This window comes from Bradyrhizobium sp. in8p8, assembly GCF_000426845.1.
In the GTDB taxonomy this organism is placed as follows: domain Bacteria; phylum Pseudomonadota; class Alphaproteobacteria; order Rhizobiales; family Xanthobacteraceae; genus Bradyrhizobium; species Bradyrhizobium japonicum_C.
In genome coordinates this window covers 24,831-48,756 of record NZ_AUGD01000029.1, presented here as the reverse complement: position 1 = coordinate 48,756, position 23,926 = coordinate 24,831, and the positions used below count along the sequence as shown (strand labels likewise).

Genomic DNA, 23,926 nt, shown 5'->3' with positions numbered 1-23,926 from the left:
CCTCGACTTTCTGTCGGATGCCTTCGTCGATGGTCGGCGCTTCCGCATTCTCTCGGTCGTCGACGACTTTACCCGCGAATGCCTGGCGCTGGTCGCCGACACTTCCTTACCCGGCTTGCGTGTCGTGCGCGAGCTCGAGGCGATCGTCGCCCGGCGTGGCCGTCCGGCCATGTGTGTCTCAGACAACGGCACCGAGTTCACCGGTATGGCGGTTCTGCGCTGGTGCCAGGAGATCCGGATCGAGTGGCACTACATTGCGCCCGGCAAGCCAACGCAGAACGCCTTCATCGAGAGCTTCAACGGCCGGCTACGCGACGAGTTGCTCAACGAGACGCTGTTCACCTCGCTCTCTCAGGCTCACGCCGTTCTGGCTGCATGGAAGGACGACTACAACAACGTTCGTCCACACAGTTCGCTCGGCGATCTCACGCCGAGCGAATTCATCGATCGCAGTGCTTGCCGACCGCAACGGGGCGAGGCGCTGCGCTATGCCGGGGGCTCCGCGCCCCACCCCGTTGCTTCACCGAGCCCATTGGGCTCAAATGTCACCGGGACTCTACTCATCGGTGGATGAAAGTTGGGGCTCAGGTCACAAGCAGAAACATTACAGCGCGAATTGCAGTTCGCCAGTTTCCCCGAATTGCGTAGTCTGATCGCGAAAACGGTCGGCCTCCGCGAGCCGCTCCGCCGCGCACTGTTGCCGCATTCGGATCGTGTCGCCGCAGCCTTCGTGTTCGGGTCCGTCGCCAAGGCAAGCGACACGGCGACGAGCGATGTCGACGTGATGGCGGTCGGGGACGACCTCGATTATGCCCTCCTCTACGAGGTCTTCCAGGCGGCGGAGACCGACCTGGGGCGGTCCGTGAACCCAATCTTCATGACGCCCGAGGAATGGAAGCGCAAGAAGGCCAGGCCGGATTCCTTCGTGGACCGGATTTCCGGACAGCCCAAGATCTTCCTGATCGGCAACGAGGAGGAGCTGCATGGGTAAAGAGCAGCTCGATGCGCTCGTCGACAGGAATGTCTTGCATGTCGGGCCGCCTGGGCGGGACGAGTTCGACGGTCTCGTCGCTTCCGCGGGCAAACGGCTGAATGACGCGCGGAACGACGGCTTGTCTCCCGAAAGCCGTTTCGATCTCGCCTACAATGCCTCGCACGCGCTGGCATTGGCAGCCCTTCGGCGGCTCGGTGGTTCGCAGAACCGATACGTGGTCTTCCAGGCGTTGGTGCACACCGTGACAATCTCGATCCAACGGTATCTCGCGTGTTCGCAAGATGTCACAACGAGTGCAACAAGGTCGAATACGAGGGGATCGCCGAAATAGACGGGAAGCTTCTCGCTGCTCTGATTGATTGCGCGAGGAAGCTTGAGGCGGCCGTTCTCGCGCTTGATCCGCCGCCTCCCGCCGCGAAGCTCGCTAGGCTCCCGTCTCGCGCGCTGATGCGCCCCGCCTTCGTCAACGTCGACGACAACAAGACCTGCCGCAGCACGATCGAGAGGCCAGATTTTCCAGTCAGTCCACGGCCTTCACGACGTCGGGCGGCTGCGAGGCGTAATACGCCGCGGCCTCGTCGATCTCCTGTTGCGTCATCGCGCGCGCGATGTTGCGCATCTGCTGGCTGATGTCATTGCGGCGTTGCCCCGAGGCGAAGGCCAGCAGTTGCTCCCTCATGTAGACCTCCGATTGACCCTCCAGCCACGGACTGCCGACCTTGTTGTCGAGGCTGCCGTGGCAGGAGCCGCAGGGCGCGATGCCCCGCAGCGGTGCGCCGTAGATCACGATGCGCGGCTTGGGCGCCTTGCGCTCGGGATGATAGGCCGGCAGCCGCGGCAGGTAGGCGTAGTATGCGGCGACGTCGGCGATTTCCTGATCTGTGAGGTCGGCGGCGAAGGGCGACATGATCGCGCTGGTCCGCGCGCCCGAGCGGAAGTCGAGCATCTGCTTGTAGATCACGCTTGCGTACTGCCCCGCGAGATTGGGGGAATCGGCGCGGCTCAGGCCGGTCGGGCCGTGGCAGATTGCGCAGCGGTGCGCAAGCGTCGCGCCCCGTCCGATGGACTCCTGGCTCGGCCTGGCGAGCATCGTCGGCGTCAGGACCGCTTCGGTGAGGCGAGGTCCCACTTTGCCCGTCGCCACCGCGGCCGCCCGCTGCGGCAGCCCGGCCGCGCTGCAGATGGCGTCCCAGAGGCTGGCGAACCGAACTTCCTTCTGGAGATATGGCAACAAAATGAACCCGCCCAGCGCGGTCAGCACGAACAGACCGGCGGTGATACCTACGCTCGCAGAAAAATAGGCATTTTTGAACGTGAAGAGTTCGCGGGTGCTCATCACTGCGCTCCCACGTAGACGGCGGGAACGGACGTGTCCGAACGCGCGGCCAGCGTCAGGATCGGGTAGCCGTAGTTCGTGATCGTCAGCCCGATCATCAGCGCCACCCAGATGGCGAAGGTGTTCAAGGCGAGCGGGACCGACCGCACCGGATGAATGGGGAGGCTGAAGCGGTACTCGCTGGCCTCGGAGGCCGGCTGCCGATGGGCCGTCGCCAGAATGAACAGGAACAGCAGGCCGGAAATCAGCAGGATGAACGCTCCGATCGCCGATAGCGTGACGGAGAACGCCTGAGGCGCGATCGCCGGGTCCGCGTAGTCGTAGTACGCCATGCGGCGCGGCATGCCGAGGATGCCGACCCAGTGCCAGGGGAACGTGGTCACGATCATGCCGACGAACCAGAGCCAGAGCTGGGTGCGGACCAGCTTCAGGCTCGGCAGCGCGCGCCCGGTCAGGTGCGGCCACAGATCGTAGGCGATGGCGAAATACATGATGACGATGGCCCCGCCGAAGATCAGGTGGAAGTGCCCCGTGATCCACTGCGTATTGTGGACGGCACTGTCGAGCTGATAGCTCATGTTGATCAGCCCTCCGGCGCCGCCAAAACCGAGCAGCACGAACGAGAACGCCACCGCCAGCATGATCGGATTCCGCCATGGCAGCGCCGGGATCCAGCCGAAGGGACCACGGCCGCCGCGCAAACGGGCGGCGATCTCGACCGAGGCGCAGATCGTGAACACGGTCAGCAAGGTCGGAAGCGCGACCAGCGCGGTGAAGGCAGAATGGATGAACTTGAAGCCGGCACCGACCTGCGGGTCGGCGAAGGTGTGGTGAATGCCGATCGGCATCGCCACCACCAGGAACAGGATGAAGGCGATGCGCCCCATGGTGTCGCTGTAGAGCCGGCCGCCGATCGCGCGCGGCACGATGGTGTAGTAGGCGATGTAGGTCGGCATCAGCCAGAAATAGACGATGGCATGCAGCGTCCAGGAGAAGAACACGCGGGCGAGCCCGGCGTCGATCGTGGTCCTCCAGCCGAGCGCGACCGGAATGATCTGCAGCAGGAGCTCGAGCGCGGCTCCCACCGCGGTCCAGGCCCAGAGGTAGGATCCGGCGACGTTCGCGAACATCGCGAGCGGTACCGGCTCGCCGGGGTGTGTTCGGCGCCAGACCCGCAGGTTGATCGACATCAGCGCGACCCAGATCCAGGAGCCGACGACGACCAGCACGACGCCGATGTAGTAGAACGCGTTGCCGATCAATGGCGGATAGAACGTGTAGAGCACCGACGCCCGGCCGAGCGCCACGGGCACCATCGCCATGATGCTTCCTGTCACGATCAGCCAGAAGCCAACCCAGGCCCAACGCACGCCGACGAGGCGCTGCTTCAGCGCCGATTCGGTGATCGCATAGCCGAACCCCATGGCGACGAGGGTCGGAAAGACATAGCCCATCACCGTGCCGTGGGCGGTCAGCGACCGGTAGTACCACTCCGGATTGCTGATCCAGGTGTAGAGCGGGCTGCGGACGAACATCTGCCAGGCGCCCATCAAAAGGGCCAGGCCGAAGGCGGCGAACGCGAGCCAGAAGTGAGCGAGGATGAGCTTCCTATTCTCCAACACAGCTCAGCCTCCCGCCGTTCTTGGCGCGCTCCGCGAACGCCGCCTTGTCGATCACCTTCACTTTACCCCACATGCCTTCGTGGCCGAAGCTGCAGAACTCCTGGCAGGGCATCAGGTAATCGCCGGTCTTCTCGAACCGCATGAACTGTTCCGACACGTAGCCGGGCACCAGCATGGCGTTGACGTTGGTGGCCTGGATAAGGATGCCGTGGACCACGTCGGCGCTGGTCGCCCGTAGCGTGATCGGGGTCTGCGCCGGCACCAGGAGGCAGGCCGGCGTGAACGAGTATTGCTGGCCGATTGCCCTCACGGTCACCGTGCCATTCGATTCGAGCATGCTGCCGAGATTGGACTCGACGAATTCACCGGACACGTGCAGTCGTGTCGGATCGATGGTCTCGACGCGGGCCTGCGGCATGGTCGCGCGATGGATGCCAGCAAAGGCGGCCAGTACCGCGAGGAGAATGATGATGAGAACGGAGATAATCGCCCACCGCTTCTCGGTCCGCACGGCGACCTCGGCGCCGTGATGGTCCTCCTGCACCGTCATTGCAGCGGCCCGCGCGGCAGGAAGACGAACAGATAGAAGGCGAACCACATCGCTACCACCAGCGCGGTGGCTAGCCCGGCAACCATGAGCGCGCCGCCGGGTCCGGCGGCCACGATGCGGTTGACGCGATCGTCGGCGGTGTTCTCGACCTGCTCCGGAAGCTCCGAGTTGATCATCAGCATGCCTCAGTTCAGCGGAGCCGAGCGCAATTCGTTGGCTTCCCGCGCTCTCACCGGGGCGCCGCGGTTGCCCCATGCCGTCCGGATATAGGACACGACGGCGGCGACCTCGTTGTCCGAGAGGAGCCCCGCGAACGGCGGCATGCCGTAGGGGCGGGGATTTCCCTCGGTGCTCGGCGGGTAGCCGCCGTTCAGCACCATCCGGATCGCGTTGACCGCCGATTCCATCTCGATCGACTGGTTGTTGGCGAGCGGCGGCCAGTGCGGCGGCTTGCCTTCGCCCTGCGCGCCATGGCAGCTCGCGCAGCGCGCGTCGTAGACGGTCTTGCCGAGACTGATCAGGAGACTGCTCTCGCTCGTCGGCAACTTTGTCGCGGCTGGCGGAGGTGACGCGGGCTCCGCGATGCTCTTCAGGTAAACCGCCATCGCCTTGGTGTCCTCGTCGGTGAGGTACTGCAGACTGTTGTGCACGACCTCGGCCATCGGTCCATACACGACGCCGCGCGCCGATACGCCGGTCTTCAGAAGGTCGACGATATCCTTGATGCTCCAATCGCCGAGCCCGGCCTCGCGATTCGAGGTGAGCGACGGCGCGTACCAGTTCTGCATCGGAATGAGCCCACCCTTGAAGGCGTCGGACTGCGATGTGCCGCCGAGCGCGTTGATGGGCGAATGGCACATGCCGCAATGGCCGAGCCCTTCGACCAGATACGCGCCGCGATTCCATTCCGCGGACTTTGAAGGATCGGGCTTGTACTCGCCCTCGCTGAAGTACAGCGTGCGCCAGCCGAGGATCAATTGGCGGTTGTTGTAGGGAAAACGGAGGTCGTGCTCGCGGTTCTTCTGGTTCACCGGCGGAATCGACTTCAGGTAGGCGAAGATCGCGTCGCTGTCGGCGCGCGTCACCTTGGTATAGGAGGCGAACGGCATGGCTGGATAGATCAGGCCTCCGTCGGGGAAGCGGCCCCTGTGCATCGTGATGTAGAAGTCGTCGGCGCTCCACTTGCCGATGCCGGTGTCGCGATCGGGAGTGATGTTAGACGAGAACAGCGTGCCGAACGGGGTCGGCATCGCGCGTCCGCCAGCGAAGGCGCGGCCCTCAGGAGCGGTGTGGCACGCGATGCAGTCGCCGGCGCGAGCGAGGTACTCGCCGCGCTTGACGATCTCGCCGCCGGCCTCGGATTTCTGCTGCTGCGCATCCGCGGTGGGTGCCGCTAGGAGGGACAGCAGGGCCAGGCCTAGGATTCGTGAGGGCACGCGCATCTCCGCCTTCTCAGTCCGACTGGCTGCCGCAGGCGAAGGGGAGCACGTAGGCGCCCTTCTGGCCTGGAGCGTTGTTGATCGGAGCGGGCCGGCTCGCGAGATAGGCGGCTACGGCGGTGACGTCGGCCTCCGTGAGCCGCGCCGCGACCTGCTGCATGCAATCCGGGGCCTTCGCGGTCCGCGTGCCGTAACGCCATGCGCCCAGCTGCGCGCTGACGTAGTTCGGACGGAGTCCCAGCAGGCCAGGAATGCCGGGTTCCATGCCCGTGAGATTCGGTCCGTGGCAACTGCCGCACGCCGGTATCTGCCGGGCCGGGTCACCGCGCGTGACCAGTGCCTGCCCTTGCTGCATGACTGGCTGGCTCACGTCGCTCGCTGGGCTCGCAGGCAACGGCGGGCGCTGTTCGGCGAAGTGTTCGGCCATCTCCTGCAGGTACGGGTCGGCGAGGTATTCGAGCAGGTAGTTCATCGGCGGATACTTCCGCCGGCCGTTCTTGAAGGCTAGGAGCTGGTTGTAGAGGTAACCGGCCGGCTTGCCGGCCAGGCGGGGGAAGTAGACGTCGCTGGTGCCCTCGCCATCCTTGCCATGACAGGGCGTGCAGGCTTCGACGCGGGCCGCCATCGTATCCGGCGGCTGGCTGGGCGTCTGAGCAGAAGCGGGAGAAGCCTGAATGGATAGACCCAACCCGAACCCGAGAAGCACGTTTTGCAACCGCACGCGGCACCCCAAAGCTGCGCAAGAAGGTGCAAAACGTGCGGCCGTCCGATTTGTTCCTGTCGTCGGAACTGATCCGAGCGCAACGAGGCTCCGGAGTGCCTAGGAATCCAAAAGCCTCGCAACCGGAACGACACGCATTGCCGCTCGGTAGGGTCGCAAGGTACGCTCGCGACGACGGTTCGCATTGAGCGAAATGCCTGCGTGAAGCTCGCGCGTAGGTCCGCCGAGGGGCAGCGCCGGAATTTCCGATCCGGGCGTAGTCACGGGAAGACCCTCCTCCTGGAAACAGGTCCTCAACGAGGTCTGAGGCACGGGAGGTCTCGGACTGCTCGAGTTCGTGGGCCAGGACGCCGCCGATCTGACATCGATCTTCGCGGTGGCTGCCCGCGATCTGACGGATGCGTTCGGCTACGCTTTCCGGACACGATTCGGAGCGGCGACGATCCCGCCCCCCTTGAGCTGGACGTATTTTCCCGCGCGCGCGCATGATCCGACAACTTCTGAGAGCGTCACGCTCCATCAATTGCCTTGATCGGTGGCGTTGTGATGCCGTCGTGAGCAACGGTCCAGCATCCGAATTCACCGGTTCGGAGTTGTCGACGCCTGCGTTCAGCGTTCATATTTCGCAGCAGCCTGGCAAGGCCTCGTCTCGGCTCGGATTTCGTGGAGAAGACGGCTACCTCAAGGTCGCCGCCTCTCGTCGCCGCCAACATTGGAGTACAAGATGTGCGATGCGCCGCTGCGACGGCGGGACGCCAACCGCAGATGGAATGAACGCACGCCCGATCCTATCTCCTCCCGCTCATGAGTGGGGGTGCGGGTGGGATCTTCCGAGATGAACGCGACCCCAGCATCGATGATCCCGGCATAACGGCCGACTTGCTCATTACCGAAAGTCTATTCGTTTCCCGCAGGATTTTCTGATTTAAGCCGCTCCCTCTTCGATCACGCTCCGCGCGATGTCCATTACGCCGAATTCGGAAGATGCGCCGCGCTCAGCTTGCCGCAGGCCAGCCGCGAGTTCGCGCTTGAGAGGCTCCATCTTTTCGGCCTCACTTTCGCGGTCGCGCTTCATCAGCCTAAATGCATCGCGCACCACTGGCGGTAGCGTCGTCGCCGCTCGCAATCTCTTCCGCGGCGAAGCTCGTCATTTCCTCGGCGACGTTAACATTCATAGTGGGCATGTGATGGAGCTCCGAAAACCGCCAAGTAGATTCTAGCAACATTTGTCAAATCCGGTTGGTAAAACCCGTCAACGACGACAGCGTATCGGGCTCCTCGTGGCTGGAGGGAAACGAGGCAGCCGATAAGGGGACCGCGAGGAGCTGGGCAGCCGCGCCTCCCGGGTCGTAGGCGCCGGGTAGGTGAAGCCGGGGAAGGTCAACGACATGCGTGCAGCCCGCCCCACCGCAGGCCGCGGTCGGCGAGCCGACGCTTCCGGCTATCAGCCCAACAGACCCAAGGGCGGACCGACGGCGACTGCGCAATGCGGCCCTGAGCCCCGTTGCGCTTACGGAAAGCGGCCGGGTCACCATCCGCAGGCGCGCTGATTGTCGCGTCGACGACCTCCGGAGCCAAGGCCTGAAAGACCGAAACAGGGCGGGCCTCCATGGTGGTTGCGGCAGACACCGCAAGGCCGTCGACTGCTCGGATCGTTGGCGGCGCGCTGGCGAGGACATCTCCGTGCAGGCTTGAGCAGCCGCGCCTTCTCCGTTCCATGACATCCAACTCGCTCTCGCGGGCCAGTCGCGTGGTTAAGGGACGATCACCCTAAAACGTAAGATCCCGGACACCACGATGAAACAATGCTTACCCGGACGGCGCATCCTGTCGCCGCTGCAAATCCGCCGTTTACGCGCAGGTGCGAGCTTGGGCGAAAAGGAGCCATTGTCCGATGCCAACCACCCGCCGCGAGGTTGACAATGCTCGCTTCCCGCTGTGGGCGGCGGCATTCGTCGCGCTGGCCTGCGTGGCCATTCTGGCGCTGAGCGGATGGCGGGAATGGGAATCCCGCCAAGTCGAGTTGCGCAACGCGGAAGTCGACATGGCCAACCTCGCCCAGTCGCTGACGCAGATGCGGAAGACACGTTCGAGCTCGCCGACACCGTTCTCGCCGGAATGGTCGACCGGATGGAAGTCGGCGGGAGGAGCCCGGCCGCAGTTGCTAGAATCCAGACCTTCCTGCAGGCCCGCAAATACAACCGACAGCGCATCCCCGGCATCTTCGTCTACGACGAAACCGGCCGCTGGCTGGCGACCACCGAAGATGGCGATTTCTCCGACTTCAACAACAGCGACCGAGACTACTTCCAGCGCCACCGCGCCTCAGCGGATCGCGGCACCTTGATAGGTCGGCCGGTGAAGAGCCGGTCCGGCGGGCAGTGGATCATCACCGCGTCCCAACGCTTCGATCATCCCGACGGCAGCTTCGCCGGCGTGGTGACGAGCGTTGACGTCGCCTATTTCATGCACTTCTACCGGCGCTTCGACATCGGGCCGAACGGCGCTGTCTCGTTGCTGAACGCCGACGGCACAATGCTGGCCAGAAGCGGCGACGAGAGCGGCGACTACGTCGGCCGCGACATGTCGGGCTCTCCGTTATTCCGGACCATGGACCAACGTCCGGATGCGGGCGCCTACTACTTCAAGTCGCCGCTGGATGGACAGGAGCGGCTGAGCTTCTACCGGAAGAGCGGCCGGTATCCGCTCGTCGTGCTGGCCACGAAGGCGCAGAGCGATGTTCTCGCCCCATGGCGCCGGCAGGGCGTCACGCGCTTCGGCATCGTCACTGGTCTGACCATGTCGATGGCGCTGATCGGCTTCTTCCTGGTGCGTCATCTCGCGAAGGGACAGCGCATGGCGGCGGCGCTCGTCGCCAAGGAGGGTGACTTCCGCCTGATCGCGGAACAGTGCAGCGACGTCGTGATGCGGGTCGGGCTGGACGAGCGGATCCTCTCGCCTCCCCGTCCTGCGCCCGTATCCTGGGTTGGGACCCCGCGAGGCTGCTGGGGACCCCGGCTCTCGCCGGCGTCCACAGGGAGGACCGGCCGCGCATGGAGCAGGTCATCTCCGCTCTGAAGGCCGGAGAAGCCGAGGAGGCGCGCATCATCTACCGCGCCAACCACCGCCAGAAGAAAGAACTTCAAGAAGTTCAACGATCAGTATGGCCAGCAAGCGCGTGACCCGCATCGCCGTCTCCACCCAGATCTGGAGTCCCCACGGCGGCACCATTTCGCGGGAACATTTCTCGCATGCGGGAGGGCGTCACGTGCCAAATGGGGGCTGGCGCCGCAACTTGGGAAACTACGGGTGATTCAAGGGACCTCCCCGTTGGTTTGCCAGCACCTCGTTGAACATCTCCACCGCTTGTCCGTCGCATCGCGGACCGATGGCATCGCTCGCGCGACTTCCGCTACGTCAGGTCGGTGGGGCCGCCAGCAATGAGAAGCTGGGAAAGGGTGGTAACAAGCTGGGCAGGCGCGAAGGGCATGGCGAGAAGGATGCACTTGGGCACCCCGAGTCTGGCCCAGCCGCCGGCGGCGGTGCCGGTCATATAGATGACGGGAAAGTCGGGTCCCCCTTTCTGACGAGAGGGCGAGGTCCCACGCGCTCGTTGCGCGCTTCAGATTCACGTCGGTCCAAGGACTCGGAATTCTTATATTCCGGACTTCAGAGTCGAACTCAGAAACCAATCGTAGGTCGGCCCGCCGCACGGGTGTACAAATGCCTCCCGCGCCTGCGTATTACCTCTGCCTCTGTACGAGAACTGGGCGAGCCGTCTACCGTCGGCGCAAGCGGGGCCGCTGCGATCATGATCTTGAAATCGGTGCGCGTGAGTCCGTGACGCCGAACGCAAGCGAACGCGGCCGCGATCGCCGCGGCACGGTCGCCTCCGCTCTGCCGGGACGAAGCCGCGGTGCCCTCGAGCACATCGCTTGTCTTTCCGCACCAAATCCCGTCTGGTAGGTTGGCGGCGTTGGCGCGGGCATTCTGCGATGCAGGCGAGGGTTTTCGATCGCATCCAGAGGCTGGCGACGCTGGCCCCTGATCGCGCTCGCCGCAACAACGTCACCCGCATCGGCCGAGAAAGACAAGCGAGTTTGACGTCCCCGTCGAACCCGCCTGTTGTAAGCAACGCTTCTGATGCGCGACCGTCCGCTCACCGGCAATGCCTTCTCGGAGAACGAGTAGTCGACCCTGCGCCTCATGCTTCGGCGTGCTGCGCCGATGTGCGTATATGGCGCGGTTGCGGAGTTCGTCTTGATCGGTCAGGCGCTCAAGCACCCTGTCGTCTGAGAACACCTCGTTGATTTAGTGTATCGCCCAGGTAGGTCTCGAGCGCTGTCACGCTGCGAGAAGACCAGGCGGCTGACGAGATGACGGCCGTCCTCGGTGCCTTGTCCAGCGAGCAGACCTATCGTGCCTCGGTAGGATTGCATGAAAACCCAAAACGGATCATCGGGCGGCGCGGAGTCCAGTCATTCATCCAGTTCGCGCGGCTCATGTTGCAGGCCGTAGTCAAAGTCCTGCAGGAGCTCGTGCTGCCCGACATCAGTATCAGTATCTTGGTAATTCTCGACGCCGACTGGGTACTCCCACAGACTCCAAGTGAGGGTGCCGAGATCGGCATGTTCGACGACGCTTCGTGGCGGAACTCGGGCCCCATGTTCTGCTCATCGCTGCCGACCATGTCCCAGTCAAGCTCGTCGTCCTCCACTTCAAAGACTTGACCGGTCTGGCGATGCCGAATACGGACCGTCCCGGTGCAGTAGACTTCCATTTTTGCCTGTCCGTTAGTCCAAAAAGCTCATTGAACTTTTACGCATCCGATGTATTTAGATCGCAGGCATTGCCTGCAGGTCTTCCGTATGGGGGCCGCATCAGAGGTCGGGGTCACACCCGGCCTTTGTTGTTTCTGGACTGCTTAACCAATTCAAAACAATAGGTTTTCACACCCAGGATAGGGGCGTGCTCGATGGCGACCTGGCTGGTCACCAGGCGTCCTGATTCGGCCAGACGGCGGTAGATGCCGAACTTTCGGTCGTAGCTGCCCCGGGCGATGGCGTACACGTACGTGTCGGCGACTTGCATCAACCGGTTCGATTTGTCCTTCCCCTCAATGTCCAAAAGAAGGTGCTGGAAGTCGGCCGCGGTCAGCGGCAGGTATTTCGCCGAGTTATGCGCATCGAAGCCCATGCCAGCGGTTTTGATCCGGTCGAAATAGCCCTCGATCATCGCATTGGTAGCCGGGTCGGCCATTTCGTAGAATATCTTCAGGCGGCGGCCCTGCTGCTTGGCCAGCTTGGCCGCCCTCTCCACTACGATGTCGAAGGCGCTGCGGCACAGCAGCCACTTGGAATCGCCTTCCCGCTTTCCGTAGCCGCGGGCGACATAGCCGGGCCGATCGATTACGCACGCCGTCCCGGCTACCGGGATGCCGGCAAGGAAGGTCCGGAAGCCCGACCAGAACCTGTCTCTTTCGGTCCCTGAGAGTCTGCCGATCCACGCGAATTTCTTCTTTTCCGACCGCATGTCGGTGAGGTGCAGCGGGGCGGTGATCTGCGGCCAGTGCTTCTTGAAGTCGGCCAGCGCCGTCTTGACGGCCTCCTCGTCTTCCGCCCTCACCAGAAACCCGCCGATGGCGAACCAGTCGTTGCCATGCTTGGTCTGGACCGCGGCCCGGTCGGGATGACGGGGTCCGGTCTCGTCAAGATAAAGGTGCAGCAGCGGCTGCTTCGGATTCGGATTCGGTGCTGTCGGCATGCCGTCAGCGATACCATTGCTTCGGTTGCATTTCCAATGGCGGCACGAATCCGGGAAATCCGTGGATCTGAGCGACGGATCGCTTGGTCTGCATGTCCGGATTATTAAATGGCCGGCCTTTTGCCGCGTCGTGCGGCCGCGAAGGATTCGGCGTCTTCCGCATGTCCTCGGAGCTACGTTCGCCATGGTCTACCGGCTGGGAAAGCGTGCGATTTCGCAGTTCATCCGGTCCGATTGCCAGCGCCGAGTCCGGCTCGACCTGTACAAGGGGGTCGTCCGACCGCGCTGCGGCGCGCGCTCCTGAACGGGACGTCTTCCCCCCGGCTTCGCTCTGGCGATCCAGGTGGGACGGATCCATAACGGCGCAAGTTCAACGAACTGGCGGGTGTCCTGCCGGGACTGCTGGTGCATGGCAACATCCGCGAGTTTGCCGAGGGTGAGGAGCGTGCTTTCGGCGAGATCTCGCTCGCGGACCACATCGAGCGGGCGACGGACCACCAGATCTTCATCCAGCAGCCAGCGGGGCAAGTAAACTCGCTTCCCGGAGGTCCGATGAGCATCCAGCCAAGACCTGCGATCATCGTTGGGGTCTTTTCCTTCGACGTCCTTGATCGAGACCCGAGCGCTAGGCTGCGGGATTTTCGAAGCCTCGAAGCGTCGCCACTGTCCTGCAGATCGAAGAGGCTCTTCTCATGACCGTCCATAGGCGGCACCACGACGGTACGTGGACCGACGAATCGATCCAGGACCTCGGCACCGTCATCCCGCTTCCCTCACCTCGCGGCATCCATCACTGTGCAGGGGATCTACGATACGCTCGAAACAGGAAGGCGGGTTGGAAGAGACCATCGACTTCTCGCTGAACATGACGGCTAGGTTAGCGAGATTTGGAACGCGCCAGCGTACTAAGGCAAGCTAAGGCAAGCGCCGCGTCGGAGGGAACCATGAACTAGCCCCCTCGTCGCGACATTCCGGGCTCAGCTCGCCTGCAGCTCCACGATCAGGTCGTCGGACACGGAGCGGCCTAACATTTTTGACCGGGAGCCGCCTCATCCTCCTCCGAAAGAAATATCGGGTACCGGCGAACGGACAGGCACGAAGCCGATCTGGAAGCCGAAGGCCCGTCCGACTTTGAGGAGTGTCTCCGCCGTCGGGATCGCGGCCCCGTTCAATGTCCGCGACCTGGCGCGTCGTAAGCTTGAACAGCTTAGCGAATTCGGGCTGCGAAAGCCCTAGCCCGGATTTCTCACGCGACGGTGCATTAGGCATGGTTGCGAGCGAATTGCGGTCCTGTGGCGACTTCCGAGTTGGGGCTTCGAGCCGGCTATGGGCAAGCGGCTCGCGGCAAGCGAGTCTGAGATCGGGTGCGCACGGCATGCGGGTAAGTCGGGGCGCGCCGAGGCCACTATGGGCGCACGATCGGCGATATCGGCGAGGTCGTGCTGGCTCAGCCGGTATTGGCGGCAGCGGCGAGGGCTTGATGCGCGCTGGCAAAGACCGCCTTGTACGGACAGCCGGATGCCATGGCGAACTTGATGCGGCGGACCCGATCTTGAACAGCTTGCGGCGGATCGTGCCGCAGCTCGCATCTGCCAGGTCGGTCGCCCGCAAAGCGATGCGGCGCAGGTTCTCGACCAGCACATAGGCCATTGAGGCAAACCATAGCCGCAATTGATTGGCCTTGATGGTGCCGGCGGAGGTGCGATCGGCGAACAAGTCCATCTGGCATCTTTGATGCGGTTCTCCATCTCGCCGCGGGCGCAGTAGACCTCTTCATAGAGGTGGCGGCCGTCGCCATCGGCTGCCGTCAGCGAGGTGACGATGAAGCGCGGATTGGCCTCGCCCTTCGTCCACTCGGCCTTGGCGATGACCCGGCGCTTGCGGCTCCAGCTCTTGCGGGTCGACCAGATCAGCTCCTTGAAGCGGCGCGCAGGCTGATCGGTCGCCTGGCTTTCCTCGCGCGCCTCGGCCAGTTCGGCCTCGATCGTGCCGGCGAGCCGCGCGTTCCTGGCCAGTCCGAAGATGAAGTCCACCCCATTGCCTTCGCACACCACGTCATCAGCGCGTCGCGCGCAAAACCGGAATCGGCGCGCAGGATGATGCGCGTTTGCGGCCAGACCGCGCGGATCTGCGCCACGATCCGCGCGATCTCCCCGACCGACCCTGCCGAGGCATCGATGTTCGCAGGTCGCAGCTTCGCCGCCAGCAGGTGATCGCCGCAGAAGATGTACAGTGGCAGATAGCAGTAGCAGTCGTAGTAACCGTGAAAGAATCGCCCCTCCTGATGCCCGTGCAGCGGATCGTCCGTGGCGTCGAGATCGAGGATGATCTCCTTGGGCGGCACCTTGTGCGCCTCCAGGAACAGCGTGACGAATAGCCCTTCAATGGCTGCCGGGTCATGGCCGATCTTGTGATATCGCGTCACCCGATCGCGGCTCAGCTCGAGCCGGTTCAGTGTCGACTTGCCCGCCACCGGCGCACAGTCCGCCCGTCGGGCTCTAAGCTTGCCCGCCATCACCGCCATCACCGGATCGTGCCGCAGCTCGTCGTGGTCGTTGACGTCCTCATAGCCGAGCGCAATTCCGAATACGCGTTGCCCCACCAAAGCGGCGACCCGGTGCTCGACGTATTCCGCGCGCCGGCCATCGAGGAAGCACCCGGCAAAACGCCCGAGCAGACCGATCGCCCGATCCGTCGCGCCCAACAGCAACGCGCCAGCGTCCGACGTGATCGCTCCACCGTCAAATCCCGCCACCACGGCGCAGCCTTCCACAGGGCCAAACTCGAATAGTTCGCCGCGAACCGGTTCTGCGCTACACTCCGTCGGCATCGGGGCGCTCCTCGAATCATCGCAAAGTGCTTCTCGCAAAAGAACTTTCGCTGATTCGGCGCTTCGATGCGCTCAATCCTGTGAGATATCCGGGCTAGCGCGTGCCGCATCTCCGCTACCACATGCGGCAATCGGAGCGTCCCAGCACGCGCCTTGGCCGCGATCTCCGCGCGACGTGCCTGCATCTCGTCCTTGGTCAGTTTGCGCCATCTCGACATGTCGATCACCCGTAGGTCGGAAGGTTGCGAAGCTTGGCCACGCCGTCCGCCATCTCTTCGTGCTTGACGATGGCGAGGTCGACGACGGTCCGAGGGACACATGCCTTTGCGCGATCTCCGGAAGGGCGCGAAAGCAGATCTTCCTTGCCAGCGAGCGCCCCCTAACTGCTTCGGGCACCTCCGGACGCACAACGGCTTCGCAGACCTCCCGCCAATCCGGGCTGGTGTCCCGGTTGGATCGACGCATGCACTCCCAATTGGTCGCACGATGATCGACGAGGCGTCGATTCTCGTCGGACCGACGTCGAACAACGGCGCCAGGCGGACGCTGCCGTCCGAAAACTTAGGCAGGGCGGAATTGCGGCCCTGATTGTCCGGATTGCCCATCGCGAGATTGGGGATATCGCGCAACAGACATTCGACCATATCCTGAACCGGATTGGCGGAGACTTCCTGGATCATCGCGAGATAGGTTTCGTGCCGACCTCTGGCGCCGAACTCCGCCACGCCACAATACTCTCCTGCCCGAAGCGCACTACCCCTCGCGCCCGCTCGCCTGCTTCGTCGGCATCTGGACCAACTGGACATCCGTCATAAAGGTCAAGGAAGGAGACCACCAACGACCTCTATGCCCTCCTGACGACCGAGGCCAACGCCGAAGTCTTCGTCATCCACCCGAGGCGGTGCCGGTGATCCTGACGACCGCCGACGAGGTCGAGACCTGGACCGCGGGGCGACAAGGCCCCTGAAGCTGCAGCGCACGCTTCCGGACGGGACGCTGCGGATCGTAATCCGCTGCGTGAAGGAAGATGCGCTGCCGCAGCTTCGGGGCGACCCGCTATCGCACGGGCGCCGCTTACGCGACGATGATATCTGCCGTTGCCTGTCTGAAACCAACTAACACGACCGCCCGGCGACGCCGCCGGGAACGGCTGTCCGATTGCATCGAAAGCAGTGTTGCACGTTCGCTCCGTCTTTCCGCACGAAGCGCCGTCTGGTACGCTTGCCGCGTTTGTTCGAGGATTTTCGATGCACGCGAGGTTTTTCAGTCCCGTATCCTTCGTCGCCATAGCCCTGATGACGGCCCTTTGGGCCGCGCAAACGAGCCCAGCTGCCGCCGAGAAGCGCATCGCGCTGGTCGTCGGCAATTCCGCGTACAAGAACATCACGCCGCTTGACAACCCGTCGAAGGACGCAAGTCTGATGGCGGAGACGCTGGGTACGCTCGGTTTCACGCTGATCGGCGGCCGCGCCCAGCTCGATCTCGACAAGGGCGGGATGGACGTCGCGGTCCAGAGCTTCGGCCGGCAGGTCCAGGGCGCCGACGTCGCGCTGTTCTACTATGCCGGACACGGCGTGCAGGTCGCGGGCCCCAACTTTCTCGTGCCGGTCGGCGCCAATCCGACGCGCGAGGCCGATGTCGACTTCCAGATGACCGGCGTCAACATGGTGCTGCGGCAGATGCAGGGCTCCGGCACGCGCCTCAACCTCGTGATCCTGGATGCCTGCCGCAACAACCCGTTCGGATCGCGCGGCCTGCGGGCCTCGGACGGCGGCCTCGCCCAGATGCGCGCGCCGGAGGGCACGCTGGTCTCCTATGCGACCCAGCCCGGTAACGTCGCGCAGGACGGCACCGACGGCCACAGCCCCTACACCAGGGCGCTGGCCACCACGATCCGGGTCGCGGGTCTCGACGTGTTCCAGACCTTCAATCAGGTCCGCCTCGCCGTGAAGCGCGCCACCGCGGGCGCGCAGCAGCCCTGGGTCTCGTCCTCGCCGATCGACGGCACGTTCTATTTCGTGCCGCCGACGCACACGGCCCCGCCTCAGATCGCGACGATGCAGCCGGATCCCCTGTCCGCGGATCGCCTGCGCGCCGATCCCGACCGCGTCCCCTTGCGCGACGCCGCGCTGCTCAGCGAGGTCAGCCAACGCCTCTACGATCTCAATTTCGATCCTGACACGGCCGACGGTCTGACGCGCGCCATCACCAGGCTGCAGCAGCGTATTGCGATGGCGCCGACGGGCGAAGCGACCGAAGGCCTGCTGCTGCGGATGCGCAAGATGCAGGATCTCAAGCCTTGGGGCTCGATCGTCTACGGCCCGGACAGCAGCAAATGGGGCATCTCCTGGAATCACGCCTCGCGGCGCGCAGGGGTGGCGGACGCGCGCGGCAACTGCGGCGGCGCCAAATGCCCGATCGAGCTGTCGTTCTACGGCAAGAGCTGCGGCGCGTTTGCGATCTCGGACAAATCCTGGTCGCTGGTTCAGCGCGAGGGCGTGCAGCGCGCGAGGGACGCCGCGCTTGACGAATGCGGCAAGACTGGCAAAGCTTGCCGCATTGTCGGAGCGGTCTGCGCCGGCGGCTCCGGCCGCTGACTTCGTTCTTCTCCGTATTGCAGCTCATGACCATTGCCCTTCTCCGCAGCGTCGCTTTCGGCTCCTTGCTCGCTCTCGCGACCGCGGCGTCCGCACTCGCCCAATCCGGCAGCGCGGGCGGCTCGATCGGCAACGACGAGAAGTCGCTGTCGGGCTCGCGGCCGAATCGGTCGACTGAGCCTGCCCTGTCCACTAGGCGGAGCAAGCCTGCGACGGAGGAGCCGCGCCCCTCTCGACGGGTGAGCCGAGACGGCGGAGGCGCCGGTGCTTACGACGGCAGCTGGATATTCAACGGCACCAGCACGAATTGCCAAGGAAGCGGTAGCGGCGCCTTCACCGTGTCCGGCACCCGCGTCACGGTCGCCGGAGGAGGCGGAGGAAGCGTCAGCCCATCCGGATCATTTCAGGCGACGACGGTCACCGGCGGGGTGACCCTGACGGCGAGGGGCCGCCTGTCGGGCAGCAGCGGAGGCGGCTCCTACACGCGAAGCGATGCTGCGTCGGCCGATGGACGGCCTCCCGGTAGATCCCGCGGCGGAAGTCGTATCTCTCGGCGGCATGCAGCAGCCCGCAGTGCTGAAGCAGCTTCCAGCTCGTCTTGCACGTCACTTAATTCGCCGCCTGCTCGGCGGCCCGTCGTCCGGTCGTCTTGACATGCTCGTTCGTCACCTTCTCCGCCTTGGCGCGCGATTCGTATTTCTTCCGCAGGTCTTCGATCTCCTCGTCGGTGAGGTGCTCGATGCCGACCAGCGAATTCCGCGCCGCCCCGACCCGGATCAGTTCGTCGAGCTTGACTTACATGGCCGCGCTGTGGCGGTTGTGCGAATTCTGAATGAGAAAGACCATCAGGAAGGTGACGATGGTGGTGCCGGTGTTGATGATCAGCTGCCATGTGTCGGAATAGCCGAACAGCGGTCCCGTCACGGCCCACACGACGACCACGAGGGCGGCGAGCACGAAGGCCGACGCGCGGCCCGCAGCCTGCGAAGTACGGGTGGCAAACTCGCCGAAGAAGGAGGCAGCGCCGCCCTCCTTTTTCTTCCGCCTGTCGTTCATGAGACCTCCGACGACGGCAGAACGGGCGAAGGGGTTCGCGGGTTCCCGCTACGCAAGTTGTCCTGCCCCTGATCAGACAGTTACTCAAGACGCTTTGGCGCGGGCCCGCTCGCGCGCCTCGCGGTGCCGCTCTCGGCGCTCGCGCCTGAGCTTCGCCCTGTCGACCGGCTGCCTTAGAGCAGCCGCGGGCGCTGGCTCGCCTTCGGCCGCGGAAACCGCGACTGGTGCCGACGCGACCCCCACTGTCGGGCGCGCCTCCATGAACTCGAGGACCGCCCTTCCTTTCGGTGTGACCTTCCACCCTCCGGATTCACGATCCACCAGCCCCTGAGAGAAGATGTCCAGGTCCGGCACCCGCGCCGCAAGTCGCCTCGTCCGGTCCGCCCACTCGCGGCCGCTGGTCGCCAGGATAGCCATGTCCCGCTTGAGATCCTCCATCACAGCGAATCCTTCCGGATAACTCACCAGTATCTTCAGGACGGTCACCTGAAAATTCACGCACGGCTCCGGATGTCAAAGCCACATGGTGGGGGCGCGGGAAAGCGCGTCGCGCCCGACCTGACGCAACTGCTCTGGGGAAAGCTCCCCCTGCCTAGCGGCTTCGAGTATCTTGCTCGCGACGTGCGTGCGCATGCCCGTCTCGGCGGTCGCGACGTTTCGACAGACCTCATCCAGGACCGACCGCAAAAGAGCGGTCGTAGCGTCGTCAAACATGCAAACCCCTCCCCTACAATGCTCTTTCTGAAGTTCGCCCCTACGGGGACGTCTCATCTCATACGTAATCCGCGCCGAGGGCAACCGATTCAGACGCTGCGACGCAAAAAACGCATACGTGTTCCTACCCAGCCGGGATGAGAACGAACCTCACGTTGGAAGTGTCAGCTACAAGTTGGCAACCTGCGCGCCTAGACGGGCGTCATTCGGGGGGAAGTGACCATGCATAAGCATCATCTCGTCGACGAAAACCGATCCTTGGAAGAGCCTCCGGCCCGGCCCTGCGGATGCGCGAATAACGGCGAGCATGCGCCGATGGCGGCCCATCGACGACCGCGCGGTCTGAAGGAATCGGCGGGATGCAGGACATGGTCTCGCAGCCGGAAAAGCTCAGGACCGGCTCGGCCGAGTGCAAGCTGATCAGCGATCTTGCTACGGATCGACCAAGCGGGAACTCTTCGCGCGGATCGCCAAGCACCTCGCTGTTCTGGCCGACGAGGTCGAGCGCGCAATAGCCAAGCGACCCACCCGTACGGATTAGAGTCACTATCGCCGGCCAGACGTCGGTCGGCTCTCGCCGCAGGCGGATAGATTAGCCGGTGGCGTGCCGCTGCTGCGAAAAGCGCTCGACGGATGCGGAGCGCTGCAGCCGCCCATAATCGTCATGGCCGCACTTGGCGCATTTGAGCCGGAAGTCGCGCTGCCCGTAGTCGCCTTTCGGCTCGCGGGCGGCCATCGGCCAAGCTCCGCAGCTCGGACAGTTTACGAGGAGGGTCTCCGTTAGAATCATGCGCCTCTCCACAGGCTGCGCCCCAAGTCTGGTCAACGTGCGGAGTTCGGGTTGGTTTCTGGCGCCCTAGCCGTTACCTGAATGGCCTGGTTCGGGATATAACGGAGTTCTTGCATCACGCTTGGAGAGCAGATCGAGTTGGAAGGCCCCTCGCTTGTGGACAATGCGGACGCCAATCAGCTCGAGAGCGCGATCCTGAAGCTCGACGTAAACGCGCGAGATGCGATGCCTGACGGCGGCAAGCTCACGATCGGGACAGCGAACACGTTCCTCGACGAGCGGTATGTCGAGAACGCCGCCGAAGTCGTACCGGGCCAGTACGTGGTCATCAGCGTCGCCGATTCGGGCGCGGGCATTTCGAAAGACGGTGTCGGTTCGAGCCTTTCTATATCACCAAGGCAGCGGGACGGGGCACGGGCCTTGGGCTTAGCGTTGTCCACGGGTTCGGCAATCCGACGGTCACGTCACGTTCTATAGCGAGGTGGGTGAAGGAACCGCCGTAAAATGCACTTCCCGCGCTATCGCGGCGACGGTGAAGTCAAGGAAGCTGCCGATCGGGTCCTGGCCGGCGGCAGCGAGGTCATCCTGGTCGTAGAGGACAACGAGGAAGTCCGCACCTATAGCATGATGATCTTGAGCGAAGTTCTCGAGGCGAAGGCTGCCGACGCAGCAATCGGCTCTGCAGTCCGATCAGCGCATCGATCTCCTGTTCATGGACGTGGTGCTTCCTGGCAAGAGCGGCAAGGTTTAGCCGATGAGACCACGAAGCTTCGCCCAGGACTGTAATCGTGTTCACTACAGCCTACTCCAGAAACGCAATCGTTCATCATGGACGCGTCGATCTCGGCGTGGAGCTCCTCTCCAAGCCGGTCACTTATGAGCAGCTGCGGCCAGAGTCGGCGACGTCCTGGATAAGCCTTGAAGCTTCTGCCTCAAGCTACTGGCGACGGGGCTCAACGTGCTGGACCTGCCGGCGCCATCCTGTCGTCCTTCGGCGACGGTACGCCTCGGAGCCCTGTCCAAAGTCGCTGATGGCCGCATCACCTTGCGTTTGAGCGCCGATGGTCTGATCCGCCTATCGTTTTAGCCAAAGCTATAGTCCGCCTTCATCCGCCACCCGTACTCTGGTCTTATGGAAAATGAGCCAAAGAAACGGCGCCGGCGATTCAAGCAGACCGTTCCGCTGGCTGAACGATTGCGCGCGGCCGCCGACCTCGCACGCCAGCGTGCAGAAGGCGCAGCGGAAAGCGTGCAACGAGAGCTTCTGTTGAAGGAGGCGCTCGCCGCCGAGAACGTCGCGCAAATCGGGAATGTTCTGGCGGGCGGCCAGACGCATGTCCCGGCCCGCGCAAGGCCCTCGAGGCAGAAATTAGCCGCCCCCTGACGGACCGCACTGGAACCTCGATCTCGACCAGTTGCGGGATATCGGCTCGTCCGAGCGTTGGAGTCTAGGCCGATGTGATGTCCGACCGCCCGGACGAGGTGCTCCGCGCCAGGTCAAGCTCGGCATGGTCTGCGGCGCTCATTCGGCCGGCATCAGCACTCTCGAGCCCGATGCCGGCCCGCCCGCAGCGCGGAGACCAAGGAGGAATTCGCAGAAGCCTTATCAGGACGTCTGCACGCGGGCGGAAACTGACGCGCTGATCCGCCGATCCTCGGCACGAATGTGGCCGCGGTCGCCAGCTTCTCCGATGTCCTTCGTCCGCACGAGCGAAAGGCGTCGGTACTTGGAGGACCGCCTCCCTGAACCACGAGGGCGGCTCCATAACCGCCGCATGGTCGATGACAGGGGATCGTGTCCGAATGGAGTGGACCGAGAGCGGCGCCTGCAATGTCCAGGCGCCGGGAACCCGGCTTCGGCACCAGGTTAGTCGAGACAACCATCGAGCGCATCGACGGCAAGATCGCGCGCGACTGGCGACCGCAAGGGCTCCCACGTCAGCATCGAGCTACCAGTGAGCTCGCTGCGAAGCTGAGCCGGGAAACCAAATCCCCGCGATGCGATTGAGCTCGCGGAGGACCTTGCATGGCTCACACGCAAAAGACGGACGTACTACGGAATGACGGCATCGGATGGAGCTTGGCTGGAGCTCTCGGCCTCGTCGCGGTAGCGTTCCTGCTCGACCGCATCGCCACGCCGGACCATGGGGACCGGCCCGAAAGGGCAGATAAATTCCCGGAGACCAGAGAGGCCGAGCACGGCGCCTCGCCCGCGGCGACCGAACGCGGAGACCGCGGACGCCAAGCGACTTCGCCTAGCGACATCCCGGCAAGAGGATGGAAGGACATTCTCTGGCGGGTCTATGGCAATATCGGCACCCACCGCATCCTCGCGCTTGCCGCCGGCATCACGTACTACAGCCTGCTCGCGATCTTTCCCGCGATCGCGGCACTCGTCGCCATCTACGGCCTGTTCGCTGATCCGAGCACCATCGCAAAGCATCTCGACGACGTCGCCGGCTTCATCCCGGGCGGGGCCGTCGACGTCGCGCGCGAGCAGCTCACGCGCGTCGCGACGAAGGGCAACCGCACCCTCGGCTTCGCGTTCGCGAGCGGACTGGCGATCTCGCTGTGGAGCGCCAACGCGGCCATGAAGTCGCTGTTCGACACGCTGAACATCGTCTACGGCGAGCAGGAAAAGCGCGGCTTCTTCAAGTTGAACGCGATCTCGCTAGGATTCACAGTCGGCGGCATCGTTTTCATCCTCGCGGCGCTGGGCGGCGTCGTCGCGGTCCCCGTGGTGCTTCAGTACGTCGGTCTCTCGAACGCCGTCGACATCTTGATCCGGTTCGGACGCTGGCCCGCTCTCTTCGTTGCGCTCGCGCTCGCCCTCTCCTGCATCTACCGCTTCGGCCCCAGCCGGGACGCTCCCCGATGGAGGTGGATCACATGGGGAAGCGCGGCGGCCACCCTGCTCTGGCTCGCGGCATCGGGTTTGTTTTCCTTCTACGCCGCGAACTTCGGCTCCTTCAACGAGACGTACGGATCCTTGGGTGCCGTCATAGGCTTCATGACCTGGCTTTGGCTGTCCGCGATCGTGGTCCTATTAGGCGCGGAGCTCAACGCCGAGATGGAGCATCAGACCGCCCGCGACACCACGACCGGTCGGCCCAAACCGCTGGGCGCGCGTGGCGCCAAGATGGCGGACACCCTGGGAACGGCGAGATCCTGAACCGCCGCGCGCTGAAGGCTGACTCATGAACCGCTCATATCTCGTGCAGATTGCCGTGCCGAAGGAGACCGGCAAGGGCGAGCCGATCCCCCAAGGACCGGTCCGACGATCTCCTCCGGGAATCGACCGACAAGCTCGCGGCGCGACCCGCTTCGTACGCTCGTCCGGCCAAGGGCTTTGGCGCAACGGCGGGACGACATAGCCGTGGTCGAAGTCATGGCTTCGGTGCGCAGACTCGCCAGGCGCAGACGGCCTGGGCTCATCGTCCGGCCCGTCGGGCCGGCCGGCCTACGCGATCCAGTTCGGTGAAACGTAAAGTCCTTCCGGAACCACGTTCAAATC

The 23,926-nt window shown here is 64.1% G+C and carries 22 protein-coding genes and 3 pseudogenes; 11 read left to right on the top strand and 14 right to left on the bottom strand.

Annotation, left to right across the window (positions count from 1 at the left end; all coding sequences use genetic code 11):
• From K408_RS39710 to K408_RS39700, 3 genes are all read left to right on the top strand, one after another.
• On the top strand, positions 1–574 hold a 574-nt coding region (locus tag K408_RS39710; RefSeq protein ID WP_035698850.1), incomplete at its 5' end, for an integrase core domain-containing protein.
• A 42-nt stretch (positions 575–616) separates the two neighbouring features.
• Positions 617–991 carry a nucleotidyltransferase domain-containing protein gene (locus K408_RS39705; RefSeq protein WP_051160781.1) on the top strand — a complete coding sequence of 125 codons (375 nt, stop codon included), beginning with the start codon at positions 617–619 and terminating at the stop codon, positions 989–991.
• Positions 984–1,325: a hypothetical protein gene (locus K408_RS39700; protein WP_063828496.1), complete on the top strand. Its 342-nt coding sequence runs from the start codon at positions 984–986 to the stop codon at positions 1,323–1,325. The genes K408_RS39705 and K408_RS39700 overlap by 8 nt, the downstream gene beginning before the upstream one ends.
• Positions 1,326–1,514: 189 nt before the next feature.
• On the opposite strand, the gene K408_RS0135035 is transcribed toward K408_RS39700, so the two are convergent.
• From K408_RS0135035 to K408_RS42475, 7 genes are all read right to left on the bottom strand, one after another.
• Positions 1,515–2,330: a c-type cytochrome gene (locus tag K408_RS0135035; protein WP_024343189.1), complete on the bottom strand. Its 816-nt coding sequence runs from the start codon at positions 2,328–2,330 to the stop codon at positions 1,515–1,517.
• A complete protein-coding gene (locus tag K408_RS0135030) occupies positions 2,330–3,952 on the bottom strand; it encodes a b(o/a)3-type cytochrome-c oxidase subunit 1 (RefSeq protein ID WP_024343188.1) in 1,623 nt (540 codons plus the stop codon). The genes K408_RS0135035 and K408_RS0135030 overlap by 1 nt, the downstream gene beginning before the upstream one ends.
• Positions 3,939–4,502: a cupredoxin domain-containing protein gene (locus tag K408_RS0135025; RefSeq protein WP_024343187.1), complete on the bottom strand. Its 564-nt coding sequence runs from the start codon at positions 4,500–4,502 to the stop codon at positions 3,939–3,941. The genes K408_RS0135030 and K408_RS0135025 overlap by 14 nt, the downstream gene beginning before the upstream one ends.
• Entirely contained in the window at positions 4,499–4,678 is a 180-nt protein-coding gene (locus K408_RS0135020; RefSeq protein WP_024343186.1) for a hypothetical protein, read from the bottom strand. Before K408_RS0135020 ends, K408_RS0135025 begins: the two co-directional genes overlap by 4 nt.
• A 9-nt stretch (positions 4,679–4,687) precedes the next feature.
• Positions 4,688–5,938, bottom strand: coding sequence for a c-type cytochrome (locus K408_RS0135015; RefSeq protein ID WP_024343185.1), 1,251 nt, complete (start codon positions 5,936–5,938; stop codon positions 4,688–4,690).
• Between the two features lie 16 nt (positions 5,939–5,954).
• The gene (locus K408_RS0135010) at positions 5,955–6,662 is read right to left on the bottom strand and encodes a c-type cytochrome (RefSeq protein ID WP_051160780.1); all 708 of its coding nucleotides are present in this window, start codon (positions 6,660–6,662) and stop codon (positions 5,955–5,957) included.
• A 925-nt stretch (positions 6,663–7,587) separates the two neighbouring features.
• Complete coding sequence (locus K408_RS42475; RefSeq protein WP_155248793.1) at positions 7,588–7,737, bottom strand: hypothetical protein; 150 nt, start codon at positions 7,735–7,737, stop codon at positions 7,588–7,590.
• 1,055 nt (positions 7,738–8,792) lie between these two features.
• Between K408_RS42475 and K408_RS39695 the strand changes: the two genes are divergently transcribed.
• From K408_RS39695 to K408_RS0134975, 3 genes are all read left to right on the top strand, one after another.
• On the top strand, positions 8,793–9,740 hold the full coding sequence (locus tag K408_RS39695; RefSeq protein WP_051160779.1) for a PDC sensor domain-containing protein: 948 nt from the start codon (positions 8,793–8,795) through the stop codon (positions 9,738–9,740).
• Complete coding sequence (locus tag K408_RS44220) at positions 9,644–9,844, top strand: hypothetical protein (protein ID WP_349509784.1); 201 nt, start codon at positions 9,644–9,646, stop codon at positions 9,842–9,844. The genes K408_RS39695 and K408_RS44220 overlap by 97 nt, the downstream gene beginning before the upstream one ends.
• Before the next feature lie 1,194 nt (positions 9,845–11,038).
• Positions 11,039–11,392: a hypothetical protein gene (locus tag K408_RS0134975; protein WP_024343182.1), complete on the top strand. Its 354-nt coding sequence runs from the start codon at positions 11,039–11,041 to the stop codon at positions 11,390–11,392.
• Positions 11,393–11,555: 163 nt separating this feature from the next.
• Here the strand turns inward: K408_RS0134975 and K408_RS0134970 are convergent, their stop codons facing one another.
• Together K408_RS0134970 and K408_RS39685 are read right to left on the bottom strand one after the other, a co-directional pair.
• A complete protein-coding gene (locus K408_RS0134970; RefSeq protein ID WP_024343181.1) occupies positions 11,556–12,425 on the bottom strand; it encodes a DUF3800 domain-containing protein in 870 nt (289 codons plus the stop codon).
• A gap of 1,447 nt (positions 12,426–13,872) precedes the next feature.
• Positions 13,873–15,255: pseudogene (locus K408_RS39685) on the bottom strand (IS1380 family transposase).
• A gap of 760 nt (positions 15,256–16,015) precedes the next feature.
• Between K408_RS39685 and K408_RS43775 the strand changes: the two are divergent.
• Positions 16,016–16,374 (top strand): annotated as a pseudogene (locus tag K408_RS43775) (hypothetical protein); the annotation flags it as partial.
• A 128-nt stretch (positions 16,375–16,502) separates the two neighbouring features.
• Positions 16,503–17,852, top strand: coding sequence for a caspase family protein (locus tag K408_RS0134955; RefSeq protein ID WP_024343179.1), 1,350 nt, complete (start codon positions 16,503–16,505; stop codon positions 17,850–17,852).
• Positions 17,853–18,461: 609 nt separating this feature from the next.
• Here the strand turns inward: K408_RS0134955 and K408_RS39680 are convergent.
• From K408_RS39680 to K408_RS42465, 4 genes and pseudogenes are all read right to left on the bottom strand, one after another.
• Positions 18,462–18,908 (bottom strand): annotated as a pseudogene (locus tag K408_RS39680) (low affinity iron permease family protein).
• Positions 18,909–18,992: 84 nt separating this feature from the next.
• Complete coding sequence (locus tag K408_RS0134945) at positions 18,993–19,406, bottom strand: hypothetical protein (protein WP_024343178.1); 414 nt, start codon at positions 19,404–19,406, stop codon at positions 18,993–18,995.
• Positions 19,407–19,421: 15 nt separating this feature from the next.
• Entirely contained in the window at positions 19,422–19,622 is a 201-nt protein-coding gene (locus K408_RS0134940) for a hypothetical protein (protein WP_024343177.1), read from the bottom strand.
• Between the two features lie 592 nt (positions 19,623–20,214).
• On the bottom strand, positions 20,215–20,358 hold the full coding sequence (locus tag K408_RS42465) for a hypothetical protein (protein WP_155248791.1): 144 nt from the start codon (positions 20,356–20,358) through the stop codon (positions 20,215–20,217).
• A gap of 192 nt (positions 20,359–20,550) precedes the next feature.
• Between K408_RS42465 and K408_RS40595 the strand changes: the two genes are divergently transcribed.
• Both K408_RS40595 and K408_RS40590 read left to right on the top strand, forming a co-directional pair.
• Entirely contained in the window at positions 20,551–20,889 is a 339-nt protein-coding gene (locus K408_RS40595) for an ATP-binding protein (RefSeq protein ID WP_024343176.1), read from the top strand.
• Between the two features lie 27 nt (positions 20,890–20,916).
• Entirely contained in the window at positions 20,917–21,198 is a 282-nt protein-coding gene (locus K408_RS40590) for a hypothetical protein (RefSeq protein ID WP_024343175.1), read from the top strand.
• A 307-nt stretch (positions 21,199–21,505) separates the two neighbouring features.
• Here the strand turns inward: K408_RS40590 and K408_RS0134910 are convergent, their stop codons facing one another.
• Complete coding sequence (locus tag K408_RS0134910) at positions 21,506–21,748, bottom strand: hypothetical protein (RefSeq protein ID WP_024343174.1); 243 nt, start codon at positions 21,746–21,748, stop codon at positions 21,506–21,508.
• Positions 21,749–22,438: 690 nt separating this feature from the next.
• Between K408_RS0134910 and K408_RS0134905 the strand changes: the two genes are divergently transcribed.
• Positions 22,439–23,584 carry a YihY/virulence factor BrkB family protein gene (locus K408_RS0134905; protein ID WP_028146136.1) on the top strand — a complete coding sequence of 382 codons (1,146 nt, stop codon included), beginning with the start codon at positions 22,439–22,441 and terminating at the stop codon, positions 23,582–23,584.
• The last annotated feature ends 342 nt before the right edge of the window (positions 23,585–23,926 follow it).

What these genes read in the sequence shown, in the direction of transcription:
- K408_RS0134940 (WP_024343177.1), bottom strand. Translation starts at nt 19,622, where the DNA reads ATGTTTGACGACGCTACGACCGCTCTTTTGCGGTCGGTCCTGGATGAG.
- K408_RS0135035 (WP_024343189.1), bottom strand. Translation starts at nt 2,330, where the DNA reads ATGAGCACCCGCGAACTCTTCACGTTCAAAAATGCCTATTTTTCTGCG.
- K408_RS0135025 (WP_024343187.1), bottom strand. Translation starts at nt 4,502, where the DNA reads ATGACGGTGCAGGAGGACCATCACGGCGCCGAGGTCGCCGTGCGGACC.
- K408_RS0134955 (WP_024343179.1), top strand. Translation starts at nt 16,503, where the DNA reads ATGCACGCGAGGTTTTTCAGTCCCGTATCCTTCGTCGCCATAGCCCTG.
- K408_RS0134905 (WP_028146136.1), top strand. Translation starts at nt 22,439, where the DNA reads ATGGCTCACACGCAAAAGACGGACGTACTACGGAATGACGGCATCGGA.
- K408_RS42465 (WP_155248791.1), bottom strand. Translation starts at nt 20,358, where the DNA reads ATGGCCGCCCGCGAGCCGAAAGGCGACTACGGGCAGCGCGACTTCCGG.
- K408_RS0134910 (WP_024343174.1), bottom strand. Translation starts at nt 21,748, where the DNA reads ATGCGTCTGGCCGCCCGCCAGAACATTCCCGATTTGCGCGACGTTCTC.
- K408_RS40590 (WP_024343175.1), top strand. Translation starts at nt 20,917, where the DNA reads ATGCACTTCCCGCGCTATCGCGGCGACGGTGAAGTCAAGGAAGCTGCC.
- K408_RS0134975 (WP_024343182.1), top strand. Translation starts at nt 11,039, where the DNA reads ATGACGGCCGTCCTCGGTGCCTTGTCCAGCGAGCAGACCTATCGTGCC.
- K408_RS42475 (WP_155248793.1), bottom strand. Translation starts at nt 7,737, where the DNA reads ATGAAGCGCGACCGCGAAAGTGAGGCCGAAAAGATGGAGCCTCTCAAG.
- K408_RS0134970 (WP_024343181.1), bottom strand. Translation starts at nt 12,425, where the DNA reads ATGCCGACAGCACCGAATCCGAATCCGAAGCAGCCGCTGCTGCACCTT.
- K408_RS39695 (WP_051160779.1), top strand. Translation starts at nt 8,793, where the DNA reads ATGGAAGTCGGCGGGAGGAGCCCGGCCGCAGTTGCTAGAATCCAGACC.
- K408_RS0135020 (WP_024343186.1), bottom strand. Translation starts at nt 4,678, where the DNA reads ATGATCAACTCGGAGCTTCCGGAGCAGGTCGAGAACACCGCCGACGAT.
- K408_RS39700 (WP_063828496.1), top strand. Translation starts at nt 984, where the DNA reads ATGGGTAAAGAGCAGCTCGATGCGCTCGTCGACAGGAATGTCTTGCAT.